Origin of the sequence: Thauera phenolivorans (genome assembly GCF_001696715.1) — a bacterium.
GTDB classification, from domain to species: domain Bacteria; phylum Pseudomonadota; class Gammaproteobacteria; order Burkholderiales; family Rhodocyclaceae; genus Thauera; species Thauera phenolivorans.
Genome location: NZ_MBFM01000005.1, coordinates 482512 through 499841, shown reverse-complemented (window position 1 = coordinate 499841; position 17330 = coordinate 482512). Strand labels below are relative to the sequence as shown.

The following is a 17330-nucleotide window of genomic DNA, read 5'->3' as shown; positions in this document are numbered from 1 at the left end:
CGTCGTCGGCCACCAGGATCGGCGGCGTGCGGCGGCCGGTCGGCACCTCGATCGGCAGGATCTCGTCGGCGTAGAAGCCGTCAGCCTTTGCCGCCGCGTAGCGCGCCTGCGAGGCGGCGGCGAAGCGGTCGGCCGCCTCGCGGTCGATGCCGAACTCGGCGGCGATGTTGTCCCCGGTCTCGGGCATGCTGTCGTTGCCGAACTGCTCGACGATGCGCGGATTCGGGAAGCGCGCGCCGATCGTGGTGTCGAACACCTTGAAGTCGCGGCTCCAGGCCGACTCGGCCTTGGCGACGACGAAGGGCGCGCGGCTCATGCTCTCGACGCCGCCCGCGACGTAGAGCTCGCCCTCGCCGCAGCTCACCGCGCGCGCGCTGTCGATCACCGCCGCCAGGCCGCTGCCGCACAGCCGATTCACGGTCTGGCCCGCGACCTCGGTCGGCAGGCCGGCGAGCAGCGCGGCATGGCGCGCGACGTTGCGGCTGTCCTCGCCGGCTTGCGCGGCGCAGCCGAGGATGACGTCCTCGACGTCGGCGGCCTCGAAGGCGGAGCGGGCCAGGAGTTCGCGCATCACGGTGGCGACCAGGTCGTCGGGACGGACGGGGGCGAGCTTGCCGGCGTGGCGGCCGATCGGCGAGCGCAGGCCGCCGTAGAGGTAGGCGTCGAGCATGGGGTGTCTCCTCGTGTTTCGTTTCGTAGCGGGCTCAGTTCTCGGGGGTCAGCAGCGAGACGCCGAGCCGGGCGCGGCGGATCAGCCAGGGGCTGGGACGGTAGCGCGGGTCGCGGTAGAAGGCGTGCATCGCGTCGAGGATGCCGAGCACGGTGGCGGCGCCGAGCGCGTCGCCCATTTCGAGCGGACCCTTCGGATAGCCGAGGCCGAGCGTCACCGCGCGGTCGATGTCCTGCGGCGTGGCGATGCGCTGCTGGGCGATGTCGCAGGCGATGTTCACGATCATCGCCAGCACGCGCTGGACGACGAAGCCCGGACTGTCGTGGATCACCGAGACCGGCAGGCCGGTCGCCGCCAGCGCCGCCCAGGCCGCGTCGCGCGCCTCGACGGCGGTCACCGGCGTGCACATCAGCGTGGCCTGCCTGTCGAGGAAGAGCGGATCGAGCGCCACCGTGCGCGTCGGGTCGAGGCCCTCGTCGAGCGCGGCGCCGGTGGCATCGACGCCGAGCGGCAGCACGACGCAGACCGACTCCGCACCGGGTCGCGCGCCGCGATCGAGGCCGACACCGGCGGCCTTGAGCCGCTGCGCGAGCGCCGAATGGGCGGCGCCGTCGCGCGCGCTGATCCAGATCGCCACATCGCGCAGCGCCGGCGCGGCGGGCGCCGGCGGCGTCTGCGGTTTGCCGTCGGCATGGACGTAGAAACCGCGCCCGCTCTTGCGCCCGAGCAGGCCGGCGGCGAGCCGCTGGCGGGCGATCGGCGAGGGCCGGTAGCGCGGCTCCTGGTAATACTGGTCGTAGATCGACTCCATCACCGGATGCGAGACGTCGAGACCGGTGAGATCGAGCAGCTCGAAGGGGCCGAGGCGGAAGCCCGCCGCGGCGCGCAGCACGCGGTCGACGGTGGCGAAATCGGCGATGCCCTCGCCGACGATGCGCAGGGCCTCGGTGAGGAAGCCGCGGCCGGCGTGGTTGACGATGAAGCCCGGCGTGTCCTTGGCGCGCACCGGCGTATGACCCATGCGCCGCGCGAGCGCGGTCAGCGTCTCGCCCACCCAGGGCGCGCTCAGCACACCCTCGATGACTTCGACGATCTTCATCAGCGGCACCGGGCTGAAGAAGTGGAAGCCCGCGACACGCTCGGGCAGGCGGCAGGCGGCAGCGATCGAGGTCACCGCGAGCGAGGAGGTGTTGCTCGCGAGCAGGCAGTCGTCGCCCACCACGCCCTCGAGCTGGCGGAAGAGGTCGCGCTTCGCGTCCAGGTTCTCGATGATCGCCTCGACCACGACGTGGCAGCGTGCGAATTCGCCCAGCGCCGCCGCGGGGACGATGCGCCCGGCCGCGGCGGCGCGCTCATCGGCGCTCAGCTTGCCCTTGTCCACCAGCATCGACAGGGTCTGCTCGAGCGCAGCCTTCGCCTCCTCGGCCGCGCCGGCGCGCAGGTCGAACATCAGCACTTCGATACCGGCGAGGGCGGCGATCTGGGCGATGCCCCGCCCCATCAGCCCGGCACCCACGATCCCCAGCACGAGATCCTCGCGATTCGCATCCAGCATGGTCACCTTCCCTTGAATTGCGCGGCGCGCTTGTCGAGAAACGCGTGCATGCCTTCCTTCTGGTCCGCGGAGGCGAACAGCAGCTGGAAGGCCTTGCGCTCGAGCATCAGCGCGGTCTCGAGCGAGGCGTCCTGGCCGGCGAGCAGCACCTCCTTGATCTGCGTGGCGGCGAGCGGCGGCATCGCCGCGATCTGCGCCGCCAGTTCGAGCGCGCGTGCCTGCACCTGGTCGTCGGCGACGACCTCGCTCACGAGGCCGAGCGCCTCGGCCTCGCGGGCACCGATCGGCTCGCCGGTGAGCAGCATCCTGAACGCCTTGAACTTGCCCACGGTGCGCGCCAGGCGCTGGATGCCGCCGGCGCCGGGCATGATCCCGACCTTGATCTCGGGCTGGCCGAAGCGCGCGCCCTCGCCGGCGACGATGATGTCGGCGTGCATCGCGAGCTCGCAGCCGCCGCCGAGCGCGAAGCCGCTGACCGCCGCGATCACCGGCTTCGGGCAGGCGGCGATCGTCTGCCACATGCGCTGGTTGTTGAGCAGCAGGATGTCGATCGGCGAGCTGTCGGCCATCGCGCGCAGGTCCGCGCCCGCGGCAAAGACGCGCTCGCCGCCGGTCAGCACGATGCAGCGCACGCTGTCGTCCTCGCTCAGCGCGACGAAATGCGCGGTCAGCGCCTGCCGCAGGGACTGGCTCAGCGCGTTGCGCGCCTCGGGGCGATTGAGCCTGATCAGCGCAACCTCGGCTTGCGGACGCTCGACGAGCACTTCCTCCATGGACTTCTCCCTTGGGTTTGAGCCGCGGAGGCGGTGCGCCGCAGCGTGATGTGCAGAGACGCCCTCCGTCCCGCACCGGCGACGGAGGGCGGATTCGCTCCGGCTGCACTCAGCCGATCGCGGCGGTCAGTTCCGGCACGACCTGGAACAGGTCGCCGACCAGGCCGTAGTCGGCCACCTGGAAGATCGGCGCGTCCGGATCTTTGTTGATCGCCACGATCACCTTCGAATCCTTCATGCCCGCCAGGTGCTGGATCGCGCCCGACACGCCCACCGCGATGTACAGCTGCGGGGCGACGACCTTGCCGGTCTGGCCGACCTGGTAGTCGTTCGGGCAGTAGCCCGCATCGACCGCCGCGCGGCTCGCGCCGATCGCCGCGCCGAGCTTGTCGGCGAGCGGCTCGAGCAGGCCGTGGAAGTTCTCCGCGCTGCCCAGGCCGCGACCGCCGGCGACGATCACCTTGGCCGCGCCCAGCTCCGGGCGCTCGCTCTTGACCAGCTCGCGGCTGACCAGCGCCGACAGCCCGAGATCGGCCGCCGCCGGCACGCTCTCGACCGCGGCCGCGCCGCCCTCGCCCGCCGCCTCGAAGGCGGTGGTGCGCACGGTGATCACCTTCACCGCGTCCGCGCTCTTGACCGTGGCGAGCGCGTTGCCCGCGTAGATCGGGCGCACGAAGGTGTCGGGCGCCTCGACCGCGACGATCTCCGAGATCTGCGCCACGTCGAGCAGCGCCGCCACGCGCGGCGCCATGTTCTTGCCCGCGGGGGTGGCTGCGGCCAGGATGTGGCTGTAGCCGCCCGCCAGGCCCTTCACCAGCTCGGCCACGTTCTCCGCGCCCTGCGCCTCGTAGTGCGGCGCATCGCACACCAGCACCTTGGCCACGCCGGCGATCTTCGTCGCCGCCTCGCCGACCGCGCCGCAACCGGCGCCGGCCACCAGCACATGGACCTCGCCACCGAGCTGCGCGGCCGCGCCGACCGTGTTGAGGGTGGCCGCCTTGAGCGACTGATTGTCGTGTTCAGCAATAACCAGAATCGCCATGTCAGATCACCTTTGCAACGTTCTTGAGCTTGTCGACCAGTTGGGCCACGTCCGCCACCATCTCGCCCGCCTTGCGCTGCGCCGGCTCGCTCACCTTGAGCGTGGCCAGGCGCGGCGCGACATCGACCCCGAGGTCGGCCGGCTTGACCGTCTCGAGCGGCTTCTTCTTGGCCTTCATGATGTTCGGCAGGGTCGCGTAGCGCGGCTCGTTCAGGCGCAGGTCGGTGGTCACCACCGCCGGCAGCGTCACCGACAGCGTCTCCACGCCGCCGTCGATCTCGCGCATGACCGAGGCCTTGCCGTCGGCGATCGACACCTTGGAGGCGAAGGTCGCCTGCGGCCAGCCCGCCAGCGCAGCCAGCATCTGGCCGGTCTGGTTGGCGTCGTCGTCGATCGCCTGCTTGCCGCAGATCACCAGCTGCGGCTGCTCCTTGTCGCACACCGCCTTGAGCAGCTTGGCCACCGCCAGCGGCTGCAGCTCGGCATCGGTCTCGACCAGGATGCCGCGGTCCGCGCCCATCGCCATCGCCGCGCGCAGCGTCTCCTGGCTGGCCGCCAGGCCACAGCTCACCGCGACCACCTCGGTCGCCACGCCGGCCTCCTTCAGCCGAACCGCCTCTTCCACCCCGATCTCGTCGAACGGGTTCATGCTCATCTTCACGTTGGCGATATCCACACCGCTGCCGTCCGCCTTCACGCGGACCTTCACGTTGTAATCAACCACGCGCTTGACCGGGACCAGAATCTTCATTGCGTCCGCTCCTCCCTGCTCAGTTGGCGAATGCGGCGATGTCGGTGATCCCGCGGCCGAGGATCAGCGCATGCACGTCGTGCGTGCCCTCGTAGGTATTGACCACCTCGAGGTTCACCATGTGGCGGATCACGCCGTATTCGTCCGAGATGCCGTTGCCGCCGAGCATGTCGCGCGCCATGCGGGCGATGTCGAGCGCCTTGCCGCACGAGTTGCGCTTGATGATCGAGGTGATCTCCACCGGGGCGATGCCCTCGTCCTTCATCCGGCCCACGCGCAGGCACGCCTGCAGGCCCAGGGTGATCTCGGTCTGCATGTCGGCCAGCTTCTTCTGGATCAGCTGGTTCGCCGCGAGCGGACGGCCGAACTGCTTGCGGTCGAGCACGTACTGGCGGGCGCGGTGGAAGCAGTCCTCGGCCGCGCCGAGCGCGCCCCAGGCGATGCCGTAGCGGGCCGAGTTCAGGCAGGTGAAGGGGCCCTTCAGGCCACGCACCTCGGGGAAGGCGTTCTCTTCGGGCACGAACACCTCGTCCATCACGATCTCGCCGGTGATCGAGGCGCGCAGGCCCACCTTGCCGTGGATCGCCGGCGCCGACAGGCCCTTCCAGCCCTTCTCGAGGATGAAGCCGCGGATCTTGCCCTCGTCGTCCTTCGCCCACACCACGAAGACGTCGGCGATCGGGCTGTTGGTGATCCACATCTTGCTGCCCGACAGGCTGAAGCCGCCGTCGACCTTGCGCGCGCGGGTGATCATGCCGCCCGGGTCGGAGCCGTGGTTCGGCTCGGTCAGGCCGAAGCAGCCGATCCATTCGCCGGTGGCGAGCCTGGGCAGGTACTTCTGCTTCTGCGCCTCGGTGCCGAACGCGTTGATCGGCACCATCACCAGCGAGCTCTGCACGCTCATCATCGAGCGGTAGCCCGAATCGACGCGCTCGACTTCACGCGCGATCAGGCCGTAGGCGACGTAGTTCAGGCCCGCGCCGCCGTACTCGGTGGGGATCGTCGGGCCGAGCAGGCCCATCTCGCCCATCTCGCGGAAGATCGCCGGATCGGTGCGCTCGTTGCGGAAGGCTTCCTGCACGCGCGGCAGCAGCTTGTCCTGCGAATAGGCCTGCGCGGCGTCGCGGATCATGCGCTCTTCTTCGGTGAGCTGCAGGTCCAGCAACAGCGGATCGTCCCATTTGAATGCGTTTTTCATGTGTCTCTCCTGTGCGGGTATTCGATGCGGAGGGTGGCGAGGCGACGACCTCAGCCGTTGTGGGCCCGGATCATGTTGCGGGCGATGACGAGCTGCTGGATCTGGGTGGTGCCTTCGAAGAGGCGGAACAGGCGCACGTCGCGGTAGAAGCGCTCGATGCCGTATTCGGACAGGTAGCCGGCGCCGCCGAAGATCTGCACCGCGCGGTCGGCCACGCGGCCGCACATCTCGGAGGCGAACATCTTGGCGCACGAGGCCTCGGTGCCCACGTCCAGGCCCTGGTCGCGGCGGCGGGCGGCGTCGAGCACCATGCAGCGCGCGGCGTAGAGTTCGGCCTTGCTGTCGGCCAGCATCGCCTGGATGAGCTGGAACTCGGCGATCGGCTTGCCGAACTGCTTGCGCTCGCAAGCGTAGCGGAGCGCGTCTTCCAGCATGCGCTCGGCGACGCCGACCGAGATCGCGGCGATCGCGATGCGGCCCTTGTCGAGCACCTTCATCGCGGTCTTGAAGCCGATGCCTTCGCGTCCGCCGATCAGGTTGGCGGCCGGCACGCGGCAGTTCTCGAAGATCACGTCGCAGGTGTGCGAGCCCTTGTGGCCCATCTTCTCGTCCGGGTTGCCCAGGGACAGGCCCGGGGTGCCGCGCTCGACGATGAAGGCCGAAATGCCTCCGGCGCCTTTCTGGGCCGGATCGGTGCGCGCCATCACGGTGAAGATGCTGGCCTCGGGGGCGTTGGTGATGTAGCGCTTGGTGCCGTTGAGCACGTAGAAGTCGCCGTCGCGCACTGCGGTGGTGCGCAGGCTGGCGGCATCAGAGCCGCTGTCCGGCTCGGTCAGCGCGAAGGAACCGATGTACTCGCCGGTGACCAGCTTGGGCAGGTAATGGGCCTTCTGTTCGGGCGTGCCGTCGATCACGATGCCCTGGCCGCCGATCCCGTTGTTGGTCGCGAACAGCGAGCGGAAGCACGGTGAGGTGTGTCCGATCTCGAAGGTGGCGAGCACCTCCTCTTCCATCGTCAGTCCCATGCCGCCATGCTCTTCGGGGATGGACAGACCGAACAGGCCCAGCTCCTTCATCTCGGCGACGATGTCGTCGGGAATGCGGTCGGTCTCGGCGACGATGTTTTCGGCCGGCACCAGGCGTTCGCGCACGAAGCGCGAAATCGTGTCCAGCAAGATGTTCAGTGTTTCCTGGTCGCGGATCATTCTTGTCTGTCTCCGTGGCGGTGGGTGTGGATGTGGAAGCAGGAGGTCGCGGCGCGGCGCGAGTGAGGGGGAGGGAAGTCTCCTGCCGCGCCGTACCGCCTTGCTGCCTTACTTCTGGTGCTTGCGGAACTCGGGCTTGCGCTTCTCGCGGAAGGCGTTGCCACCCTCGGCCGATTCCGGGGTCTCGTAGTAGAGCTTGAGCGCGTGCATCGCCAGGCCGCCCATGCCGCGGATCATCTCGGTATCGACGTTGAAGGACTTCTTCGCCAGCGCGATCGCGGTCGGGCTCTTCTCGACGATCTCGTCGCACCACTTCTTCACTTCGGCGTCGAGCTCGGCCTGCGGCACGACGGCGTTCACCAGACCCATTTCAAGCGCCTGCTGCGCGGTGTAGCGGCGGCACAGATACCAGATCTCACGCGCCTTCTTCTCGCCGACGACGCGCGCCAGCAGCGCGGTGCCGAAGCCGGGGTCGACCGAGCCGACGCGCGGGCCGGCCTGGCCGAGCTGGGCGTTGTCGGAGGCGATCGCGAGGTCGCAGATGGTGACCAGCACGTTGCCGCCGCCGATCGCGTAGCCATTGACGCGGGCGATGACCGGCTTGGAGATGTCGCGGATCGCACTCTGCACTTCCTCGATCGGCAGGCCGATCACGCCACGGCCGCCGTAGCCGCCGTCCTGCGTGCCCTGGTCGCCGCCGGTGCAGAAGGCCTTCTCGCCGGCGCCGGTCAGCACGACCACGCCGATGCTCTTGTCGAAGTCCGCATCCTTGAAGGCGTGGATCATCTCCTCGCAGGTCTGGGCGCGGAAGGCGTTGAACTGCTTCGGACGGTTGATGGTGATGGTCGCGATGCCGTCGGCCTTGGTGTAGAGGATGTCCTGATATTCCATTTTCTCGGTTCCTTGAATGTGAGTCTTGAAGACAGGACTGGCTCAGCCAGCCATCGTCAGGCCGCCGGAGACGCTGATGATCTGGCCGGTGATGAACGAAGCCTCGTCGCTGGAGAGGAAGGCGATGATGCCGGGCAGGTCGTCGGGCTGGCCAAGACGGCCGAAGGGGATGGCCTTGGTGAGCGCGTCCTTGAGCTTCTCGCCCTTCTCGCCTTCGCCGGCGAAGTCGCGGAACAGCGCGGTGTCGGTGGGGCCGGGGCAGACGACGTTGACGTTGATCTGCTTGCGCGCCAGTTCGCGCGCCATGGTCTTGGAGAACGCCACCAGACCGCCCTTGCAGAAGGCATACACCGCTTCACCCGAGGAGCCGACGCGCGCGGCGTCGGAGGCCACGTTGACCACGCGACCACGGCCGCGCGCCGACATGCCCGGCAGCACCGCGTGGTGCATGTAGAGCGCGCCGTACAGGTTCACCGCGACGATCTTTTCCCACAGCGGCTTGTCCGTCTTCAGGAAGGGCGCGGCGTGATCCCAACCAGCGTTGTTGACCAGCACGTCGGTCGGGCCCAGCGCGGCCTCGGCCGCATTCACCGCCGCGACCACCGATTCCTGGCTCGTCAGATCCACCCCGAAGGCCTGCGCCTTGCCACCGGCGTCGCGGATCTCGCCCGCCACCTTTTCCGCCGCGTCCTGGTTGATGTCGAACACCGCCACCTGCGCGCCCGCCTCGCCGAAGCGACGGCAGACCGCCGCGCCGATGCCGCCGGCGCCGCCGGTCACGATGACAACCTTGTCCTTGAGTCCCTTCATGTTCGCCTCTCCTTTGAAATACCTTCGGGCTCCGCCCATTGCCTTCAGGCCGGGCTTCGCGCTTCAATAGGGCTCGATCCATCCCGCCCCTCAGCTCGATGAAAGACCTCACTGCCGAAAAGAGCGCAGCCTCCATCGAAATCAACAATCGCCTGTTCTTCCGCCTGTTCCAGGCCGCGAACACGCTGCACACCAAGGGCACCCAGGCGCTCGACGACTTCGGCGTCACCACCCAGCAGTGGTCGGTGCTCGGCGCCCTTTCGCGCCCCCAGGCGAGCGGCGGGATGCGGGTCGGCGATCTCTCGCAGTACCTGCTGGTGAGCCGGCAGAACCTGGCCGGCCTGCTCACCCGCCTCGAGCGCGACGGCTACATCGAGCGCGTCACCGGCGAGGATGACCGCCGCGCCCGCAGGGTCAGGCTCACCGCGCGTGGCGAAGCCCTGTGGGAGGCGCTCGCCGACCCGATCCACGACTTCTACGACCGCGCGCTGCAAGGCCTTTCCTTCGACGACCGCCTCGCCTTCATCCACTACCTGGGCCTGCTGCAGAAGAACATGGCCAAGCTCTAGATGCGGTACTGGGCGATCTTCTGCCGGCCGATGATCATCTTCATGATGTTCGCGGTGCCGTCGCCGATCTGCAGGCCCATGACGTCGCGGTAGCGCTGGCCGAAGTCGTAGTCGCTCGCGTAGCCGCCGTGGCCGTGGGTCAGCAGGCACTGGTGGATGATCTCGCAGGCCAGCTTGGGCCCCCACCACTTGCACATCGCCGCCTCGGCGGTGTGCGGCAGCCCCTGATCCTTCAGCCACAGCGTGCGCAGGCACAGCAGGCGGCAGGCTTCGTACATCGTCTCCGCCTCGGCGAGCGGGAAGCTCACGCCCTGGAATTCGCCGATCGGCTTGCCGAAGGCCTCGCGCTCCTGCACGTAGCGCCAGGTCTCGTCGAGCGAGGCGCGCGCCACGCCCATGCACTGCAGGCCGATCAGGGCGCGGCTGTAGTCGAAGCCCTGCATCACCTGCACGAAGCCCTGACCCTCGTCGCCGAGCATCATGTCCGCCGGCACGCGCACGCCGTCGAAGAAGATCGAACCGCGCCCGACCGGCCGCGTGCCGATGTCGTCGAAGGTGGTGCGGGTGACGCCCGGCAGATCCATCGGCACGAGGAAGGCGCTGATGCCGCGCGCGCCGTCGGCCTCGGTGCCGGTGCGGGCGAACACCACCGCGACGTCGGCCTGGGTGGCCATCGAGATCGAGGTCTTCTCCCCGGTCAGCACGAACTCGTCACCGTCGCGCACCGCCTTCAGCTTGAGCCGCGCGGCGTCCGAACCGGCGCTCGGCTCGGTGAGGGCGATCGCGATCGCCTTGGTGCCGGCGACGACCTCGGCCAGCCAGTCGCGCGCGGCCTGCGAGCGGCCGTGGGTGGCGACGATCTGGCCGCACAACGAGGCGAGCAGATTCACGTAGGAAACGTTGAAGTCGCCGTAGGCGATCTGCTCGAGCAGCAGGCCGCTGGTGACGCAATCCAGACCGAGCCCGCCGGCTTCCTCGGGCAGCTCCGGCCCCAGAAAGCCGAGCCCGCCCATTTCCTCGATGAGTTCGCGCTCGACGCGCTCGGCCTTTTCGCGGGCCTGGTAGTCGGGCGCCAGGCGCTCCCGTGCAAACCGTGTGGCGGTTTCGACCAGGGCCTGCTGCTCCGAACTGAGACTGAAATCCATTCCTGCCTCTCCTTCCTAAGGTGTGACGCCAGTCTAAAAGATGGTCGAATTTATTGTCAACATCTTTACCTAATTCTTATCACTTGTTGATGCACTGCAGCAGAAAAGCTCGTCAAATTCGTCATTTGATAAATTTAAAATCAGCGACTTAGTAATTTATCTGCAAGCCCACTAATTCGCGAATCCAGTTATTTGATGCAACCAGTTGACACATTAGATCGGACTGACTAGCGTAGCGCCTGCTTTACCCACCGCACGAAAACCCACCGCCGAACGGAGCGGGAAGTGTCGCCCGGCAGGCCGGAATCGGACCCGGCCGTCACTTGGTTCAGAACGGATCCACATTAGGAGATTGCACGTGAACTTCGATCCCGTACTCCTCGCCTCGCGCATGCAGCCCATGAAAGCCCAGGGCCTGTGGCGCGACGAAACCATCAACCTGTATTTCCAGCGCGCGCTCGAGCAGTGCCCGGACAAGCCGGCGATCGTGTCCTACCGCGCCGGTCTCGACGACCCGATCCGGCTCAGTTACCGCGAACTCGGCGAGCGGGTCGATCGCATCGCGCGCGGCCTGGTCGCGCTCGGCGTCGGCCCCGCCGACGTCGTCAGCTGGCAGTTGCCGAACTGCTGGGAGTTCATCGCGCTCGCGCTCGCGTGCGCGCGCATCGGCGCCGCCGCCAACCCGGTGATGCCGATCTTCCGCCAGCACGAGCTGAACTTCATGCTGAACTTCGGCGAATCCAAGGTCTTCATCGTCCCGCAGCGTTTCCGCAACCACGACTACGAGGAGATGGCGCGCGGCATGCTCGCCGGCCTGCCGCACCTGCGCCAGCTGGTGGTGATCGACGGCGAGGGCGACGACAGCTTCGACAAGGTCTTGCTGCGCGACGACACCCCGCCGCTGTCGGGCCCCGAGCTCGGCCCCGACGACATCATGCTGCTGATGTACACCTCGGGCACCACCGGCGAGCCCAAGGGCGTGATGCACACCGCCAACACCTTGTTCTCCAACCTGCACGCTTACACCAAGGTGATGGGGATCGGCGGCGACGACATCGTCCTCGGCGCCTCGCCGATGGCCCACCTCACCGGCTTCGGCTACCTCGCGATGCTGCCGGTGATCCTCAACTCGACCACCGTGCTGCTCGACGTGTGGGACCCCAAGCGCGCGCTGCAGATCGTGCGCGACGAGGGCGTCACCTTCAGCATGGCCTCGGCGACCTTCGTCGCCGACATGTGCCTCGCGGTGGAGAACGGCGAGCCGACCTCGGACAAGTTCACCCTCTTCGTGTGCGCCGGCGCCCCCATCCCGCCGGTGGTGGTCGAGCGCGCGCACAAGCTGATGGGCCTTACCGTGTGTTCCGCCTGGGGCATGACCGAGAACGGCGCGGTGACCGTCACCGAGCCGGCGCGCGCGCTGGAAAAATCCGGCTGCTCCGACGGCCGCCCGCTGCCCGGCATCGAGGTCAAGGTGGTCGACGCCGCCGGCACCGAGCTGAAGACCGGGGAGTCCGGAGAGCTGCTGATGCGCGGCGCCTCGCTGTTCGCCGGCTACCTCAAGCGCCCGCAGCTCAACGCGGTGGATGCGGACGGCTGGTTCGACACCGGCGACATCGCCTTCGTCGACGACGAGGGCTACATCCGCATCTCCGGCCGCAGCAAGGACGTGGTCATCCGCGGCGGCGAGAACGTGCCGGTGGTCGAGATCGAGAACCTGCTCTACAAGCATCCGGCGATCTCGCTGGTGGCGGTAGTCGGTTATCCGGACCGCCGTTACGGCGAGCGCGTGTGCGCCTTCGTCGCGCTCAAGCCCGGCTGCAGTTTCACTTTCGAAGACATGACCGCCTACCTCACCGAGCAGCAGGTGAGCAAGACCTACTTCCCCGAACGCCTCGAGGTGCTCGAGCAGATGCCGCAGACCCCGAGCGGCAAGCTGCAGAAGTTCAAGCTGCGCGAGATGGCGCGGCAGTTCGGCGAAGCGAAGTCCGACTGAGCCACCGGAGGACGCCCGATGAATGCAGTGATCCTTACGGAAACCCACGAGCGTGTGGGCCTGATCCGCCTGAAACGGCCGGAACTCTTCAACGCGCTCAACGACGAGCTGATGAACGCGCTCGCCGCCGCGCTCGACGGCTTCGAGGCCGACGAGAACATCGGCTGCGTGGTGATCACCGGTTCGCCGAAGGCCTTCGCCGCCGGCGCCGACATCGCCGCGATGAAGGACTGGGGCTACATGGATGTGTACAAGTCCAACTTCATCACCCGCAACTGGGAGCGCCTGAAGACCTTCCGCAAGCCGGTCATCGCCGCGGTGTCCGGCCTCGCCATGGGCGGCGGCTGCGAGCTGGCGATGATGTGCGACACCGTGTTCGCCGCCGACACCGCGAAGTTCGCCCTGCCCGAGGTCAAGCTCGCGGTGATCCCGGGCGCCGGCGGCACCCAGCGCATGCCGCGCGCGGTCGGCAAGGCGAAGGCGATGGACCTGTGCTTCACCGGCCGCTTCATGGACGCCGCCGAGGCCGAGCGCGCCGGCCTGGTGTCGCGCATCTACCCGGCCGACCAGGTCCTCGACGAGGCGCTCGCCGCGGCCGCCGCCATCGCCCAGCAATCGCTGCCGGTGCTGATGATGCTCAAGGAATCGGTCAACCGCGCCTTCGAGAGCTCGCTCAACGAAGGCCTGCTGTTCGAGCGGCGCACTCTGCACGCCACCTTCTCGCTCGCCGACAACAAGGAAGGCATCGCCGCCTTCCTCGAGAAGCGCAAGCCGCGCTTCTCCAACCGCTGAGGAGGTGTGAAATGGAACGCGAATCGATGGAATTCGACGTCCTGATCGTCGGCGGCGGCCCCGCGGGGCTGTCCGCCGCGATCCGGCTCAAGCAGCTCGCCGCCGACAAGGGCCAGGAGCTGGCGATCTGCCTGATCGAGAAGGCCGCCGAGATCGGCGCCCACATCCTGTCGGGCGCGGTGATGGACCCGAAGGCGCTGACCGAGCTGATCCCCGACTGGCAGGCCCTGGGCGCCCCGCTCAACACGCCGGTCACCGAGGACCAGATGCTGTTCCTGTCGGAGACCGGCGCGCGCCAGGCGCCCAACCGCCTGCTGCCCGACTCCTTCATCAACCACGGCAACTACATCGTGCGCCTGGGCAACGTGGTGAAGTGGCTCGGCGAGCAGGCCGAGGCGCTGGGCGTGGAGGTCTACCCGGGCTTCGCCGGCGCCGAGATCCTGTTCGACGAGGCCGGCGCGGTGAAGGGCGTGGCCACCGGCGACATGGGCGTGGGCCGCGACGGCGAGCCCGGCCCCGCCTACCAGCCGGGCATGGAGCTGCACGCGAAGTACACCCTGTTCGCCGAAGGCTGCCGCGGCCATCTCGGCAAGCAGCTCGAGGAAAAGTTCCGGCTGCGCGAGGCGTCCGACCCCCAGACCTACGGCATCGGCATCAAGGAGCTGTGGGAGGTGAAGCCGGAGCACCACCGCCCCGGCCTGGTGGTGCACACCGCCGGTTGGCCGATGGACAACGCCACCTACGGCGGCGGCTTCCTCTACCACCTCGAGGACAACCTGGTCGCGCTCGGCTTCGTGGTCGGCCTCAACTACACCAACCCGCATCTGTCGCCCTTCGAGGAGATGCAGCGCTGGAAGACCCACCCCGAGATCCGCAAGCACCTCGAGGGCGGCAAGCGCCTGCAGTACGGCGCGCGCGCGATCGCCGCCGGCGGCCTGCAGAGCCTGCCCAAGCTGGTGTTCCCGGGCGGCGGGCTGATCGGCGACGACGCGGGCTTCCTGAACGCGGCGCGCATCAAGGGCAGCCACGCCGCGATCAAGTCCGGCATGCTCGCCGCCGAGGCGGCCTTCGAGGCGCTGGCCGCGGAACGCGCGCGCGATGAGCTCGACGCCTACCCGGCCGCCTTCCAGGCCTCGTGGCTGCACGCCGAGCTGCACAAGACGCGCAACTTCAAGCCCTACATGAAGAAGGGCCTGTACCTCGGCTCGCTGCTGTTCGGCATCGACCAGGTGCTGTTCAGGGGCAAGCTGCCGTGGACGCTGCACAACAGCGCCGACCACGACAAGCTCAAGCTGGCCGCCGAGTGTCCGAAGATCGACTACCCCAAGCCCGACGGCGTGCTCACCTTCGACCGCCTGTCCTCGGTGTTCCTGTCGAACACCAACCACGAGGAAGACCAGCCCTGCCACCTGCAGCTGAAGGACCCGTCGGTGGCGATCCGCGTCAACCTCGAAAAATACGACGCCCCCGAGCAGCGCTACTGCCCCGCCGGGGTGTACGAGATCGTGCGCGAGGAGAGCGGCCCGCGGCTGCAGATCAACGCGCAGAACTGCGTGCACTGCAAGACCTGCGACATCAAGGACCCGACCCAGAACATCAACTGGGTCGTGCCCCAGGGCGGCGAAGGGCCGATCTACCAGGGGATGTGAGAGGAGCGCATCCCACTACGGCCCGAATTGCACCTAAGAGGCGCGAATGACGACGCAAGAACCCGCCAGAAGCCCCAGCCCCGCCACCGCCGAGATCGGCAACCGGCTGTTCTTCCGCCTCTTCCAGGCGGCGAACACGCTGCACACCAAGGGCACCCAGGCGCTGGAGCAATTCGGCGTCACCACCCAGCAGTGGTCGGTGCTCGGCGCCCTGTCGCGGCCGAAGGCGGCGGGCGGCATGAGCATGAACGAGCTCTCACGCTACCTGCTGGTCAGCCGCCAGAACCTCTCCGGCCTCCTTACCCGGCTCGAACGGGAGGACTACGTCGAGCGGGTGATCGGCGAGGAGGACCGCCGCTCGCGCAAGGTGCGCCTCACCCCCAGGGGCGAGACCCTCTGGGCAGCGCTCGCCGAGCCCATCCACGCCTTCTACGATGACGCCCTGGACGGCCTCTCCTTCGACGACCGGGTCGCCTTCATCCACTATATCGGCCTGCTGCAGCGGAACATGTCGAAGATGACCGGGCGCGCGTCCGGCGGGCCCGACGGCAGCCCTGAGGCCGAAGCCAGCCGCCGCGCGACGTCGCCCTAGAGAAGATTGCTCGGGTTGGAGCAGACCGGCCGCGCGCCGACGATGCCGAAGGGGGGCTCGACGCCGACCGACATCCAGTTCAACGCCAGCGTCCTTGCCGCGGACGCGCCGGTCACCGAGACCTCGAACTCGCCGAGGCGGCCGCTCGCCGACACATGGGACCTCGTCACCGGCGAAGGCGACGAGGCCGCCGACATGCATGCCGGCTAGAATGCCCTTCTGGCATTGCGCATGCCCCGCCCCTTTTCACCGCGCCTCACGGGCCCAGCACAGGAAACGACGATGAACAGAACGACGCCTTTCGCCAGCCTGCTCCTCTGCACCGTCCTGCTCGCCGTGCCCGCCCACGCCGACGAGCTCGAATGCAACGGCAGGATGGGCAGGGTGTCGATCGACGGCGACGTGCGGGTGCCGTCAGGCAGGAGCTGCACGCTCAATGGCACCCGCATCGACGGCAACATCGAGGTCGGGCGCAGCGCCAGCCTGATGGCGCGCGGGGTGAAGGTCGACGGCAACATCCAGGCCGAGGGCGCCCGCCAGGTCGCGGTGTCCAATTCCCGCGTGGGCGGCAACATCCAGCTCGACAGGAGCGGCGCGGTGAGAATCGAGTCGGTCGACGTCGATGGCGACATCCAGCTGTTCTCGAACCGCGGCGCACTCAGGGTCAGCCGCAACCGGGTCGACGGCAACCTGCAGTGCAAATCGAACCAGCGCGCGCCCACCGGCGGCGGCAATCGCGTGCGGGGGAACAAGGAAGATCAGTGCGCGGGGCTTTGACCGCCAGGCAGCGCGCGCCCCGAAGCCCAAGCTTAGAAAAACGAGGCCGGCCTCCCCCTTCGGGAACGACCGGCCTCGCCGCGCCAGCAGCGAAGGATCAGCCCGCCAGCGCGCGCCCGATCACCAGCTTCTGGATGTCGCTCGCGCCTTCGTAGATCTGGCACACGCGCACGTCGCGGTAGATGCGCTCGACCGGGAAGTCGGTGACGTAGCCATAGCCGCCGTGCACCTGGATGGCGTCCGAGCACACGCGCTCGGCCATCTCGGAGGCGAACAGCTTGGCCATCGAGGCCTCCTTGAGGCAGGGGCGGCCGGCGTCCTTCAGGCTGGCGGCGTGCCACACGAGCTGGCGCGCGGCCTCGAGTTGCGTCGCCATGTCGGCGAGGCGGAAATTCACCGCCTGGTGCTCGAAGATCGGCTTGCCGAAGCTCTCGCGCTCCTGCGCGTACTTGACCGCCGCCTCGAGCGCGGCGCGCGCCATGCCGAGGCACTGGGCGGCGATGCCGATGCGGCCGGCTTCGAGGTTGGCGAGCGCGATCCTGTAGCCCTCGCCTTCGGCGCCGATCACCGAGTCGGCCGGGATGCGGCAGTTCTCGAACAGGATCTGCGTGGTGTCGGAGGCCTTCTGCCCCATCTTCTCCTCGATGCGGCCGACCTGGTAGCCGGGCGCGTTCGCGGGCACGAGGAAGCAGGTGATGCCCTTCTTGCCCGCCGCCTTGTCGGTGACCGCGAACACGATCGCGACATCGGCGTGCTTGCCGGTGGTGATGAACTGCTTGACGCCGTTCAACACCCACTCGTTGCCGTCGCGGACCGCGGTGGAGCGGATCGCGGCGGCATCCGAGCCGACGTGCGGCTCGGTGAGGCAGAAGCAGCCGAGCTTCTCGCCGCGGGCGAGCGGCTTGAGCCAGGCTTCCT

The 17330-nt window shown here is 68.3% G+C and carries 18 protein-coding genes; 7 read left to right on the top strand and 11 right to left on the bottom strand.

What is annotated here, in order from left to right:
* From BB334_RS17745 to badH, 9 genes are all read right to left on the bottom strand, one after another.
* The coding region (locus BB334_RS17745; protein WP_456300362.1) for a thiolase family protein at positions 1-670 on the bottom strand (670 nt) is incomplete at its 3' end.
* 34 nt (positions 671-704) lie between these two features.
* Entirely contained in the window at positions 705-2225 is a 1521-nt protein-coding gene (locus BB334_RS15380) for a 3-hydroxyacyl-CoA dehydrogenase (RefSeq protein WP_068809364.1), read from the bottom strand.
* 2 nt (positions 2226-2227) lie between these two features.
* On the bottom strand, positions 2228-2998 hold the full coding sequence (locus BB334_RS15375; RefSeq protein ID WP_068809363.1) for an enoyl-CoA hydratase: 771 nt from the start codon (positions 2996-2998) through the stop codon (positions 2228-2230).
* Positions 2999-3107: 109 nt separating this feature from the next.
* Entirely contained in the window at positions 3108-4040 is a 933-nt protein-coding gene (locus tag BB334_RS15370; protein ID WP_068809362.1) for an electron transfer flavoprotein subunit alpha/FixB family protein, read from the bottom strand.
* Between the two features lies 1 nt (position 4041).
* Entirely contained in the window at positions 4042-4791 is a 750-nt protein-coding gene (locus BB334_RS15365) for an electron transfer flavoprotein subunit beta/FixA family protein (RefSeq protein WP_068809361.1), read from the bottom strand.
* A gap of 19 nt (positions 4792-4810) precedes the next feature.
* The gene (locus tag BB334_RS15360) at positions 4811-5989 is read right to left on the bottom strand and encodes an acyl-CoA dehydrogenase (protein WP_068809360.1); all 1179 of its coding nucleotides are present in this window, start codon (positions 5987-5989) and stop codon (positions 4811-4813) included.
* A gap of 50 nt (positions 5990-6039) precedes the next feature.
* Positions 6040-7194, bottom strand: coding sequence for an acyl-CoA dehydrogenase family protein (locus tag BB334_RS15355; RefSeq protein ID WP_068809359.1), 1155 nt, complete (start codon positions 7192-7194; stop codon positions 6040-6042).
* Positions 7195-7302: 108 nt separating this feature from the next.
* On the bottom strand, positions 7303-8085 hold the full coding sequence (gene badI / locus BB334_RS15350) for a 2-ketocyclohexanecarboxyl-CoA hydrolase (RefSeq protein ID WP_068809358.1): 783 nt from the start codon (positions 8083-8085) through the stop codon (positions 7303-7305).
* Positions 8086-8127: 42 nt separating this feature from the next.
* Positions 8128-8895: a 2-hydroxycyclohexanecarboxyl-CoA dehydrogenase gene (badH, locus tag BB334_RS15345; protein WP_068809357.1), complete on the bottom strand. Its 768-nt coding sequence runs from the start codon at positions 8893-8895 to the stop codon at positions 8128-8130.
* Positions 8896-8993: 98 nt separating this feature from the next.
* Here badH and BB334_RS15340 point away from each other — a divergent pair, with 98 nt between their 5' ends.
* Positions 8994-9464 carry a MarR family winged helix-turn-helix transcriptional regulator gene (locus BB334_RS15340; RefSeq protein ID WP_068809356.1) on the top strand — a complete coding sequence of 157 codons (471 nt, stop codon included), beginning with the start codon at positions 8994-8996 and terminating at the stop codon, positions 9462-9464.
* Here the strand turns inward: BB334_RS15340 and aliB are convergent.
* Complete coding sequence (gene aliB, locus BB334_RS15335; RefSeq protein ID WP_068809355.1) at positions 9461-10609, bottom strand: cyclohexanecarboxyl-CoA dehydrogenase; 1149 nt, start codon at positions 10607-10609, stop codon at positions 9461-9463. The two genes, BB334_RS15340 and aliB, sit on opposite strands and share 4 nt — an antisense overlap.
* A gap of 358 nt (positions 10610-10967) precedes the next feature.
* Here aliB and aliA point away from each other — a divergent pair, with 358 nt between their 5' ends.
* From aliA to BB334_RS15305, 6 genes are all read left to right on the top strand, one after another.
* A complete protein-coding gene (gene aliA, locus BB334_RS15330) occupies positions 10968-12602 on the top strand; it encodes a cyclohexanecarboxylate-CoA ligase (protein WP_068809354.1) in 1635 nt (544 codons plus the stop codon).
* An 18-nt stretch (positions 12603-12620) separates the two neighbouring features.
* Positions 12621-13394, top strand: coding sequence for an enoyl-CoA hydratase (locus BB334_RS15325; protein ID WP_068809353.1), 774 nt, complete (start codon positions 12621-12623; stop codon positions 13392-13394).
* A gap of 11 nt (positions 13395-13405) precedes the next feature.
* Entirely contained in the window at positions 13406-15043 is a 1638-nt protein-coding gene (locus tag BB334_RS15320) for an electron transfer flavoprotein-ubiquinone oxidoreductase (protein ID WP_068809352.1), read from the top strand.
* Positions 15044-15089: 46 nt separating this feature from the next.
* The gene (locus tag BB334_RS15315) at positions 15090-15635 is read left to right on the top strand and encodes a MarR family winged helix-turn-helix transcriptional regulator (protein ID WP_068809351.1); all 546 of its coding nucleotides are present in this window, start codon (positions 15090-15092) and stop codon (positions 15633-15635) included.
* Positions 15636-15650: 15 nt separating this feature from the next.
* Complete coding sequence (locus BB334_RS18250; RefSeq protein ID WP_068809350.1) at positions 15651-15845, top strand: hypothetical protein; 195 nt, start codon at positions 15651-15653, stop codon at positions 15843-15845.
* Between the two features lie 72 nt (positions 15846-15917).
* The gene (locus tag BB334_RS15305; RefSeq protein ID WP_068809349.1) at positions 15918-16412 is read left to right on the top strand and encodes a hypothetical protein; all 495 of its coding nucleotides are present in this window, start codon (positions 15918-15920) and stop codon (positions 16410-16412) included.
* Between the two features lie 97 nt (positions 16413-16509).
* On the opposite strand, the gene BB334_RS15300 is transcribed toward BB334_RS15305, so the two are convergent.
* Positions 16510-17330, bottom strand: an 821-nt coding sequence (locus BB334_RS15300; RefSeq protein ID WP_068809487.1) for an acyl-CoA dehydrogenase family protein, incomplete at its 5' end; no start/stop codon positions are given.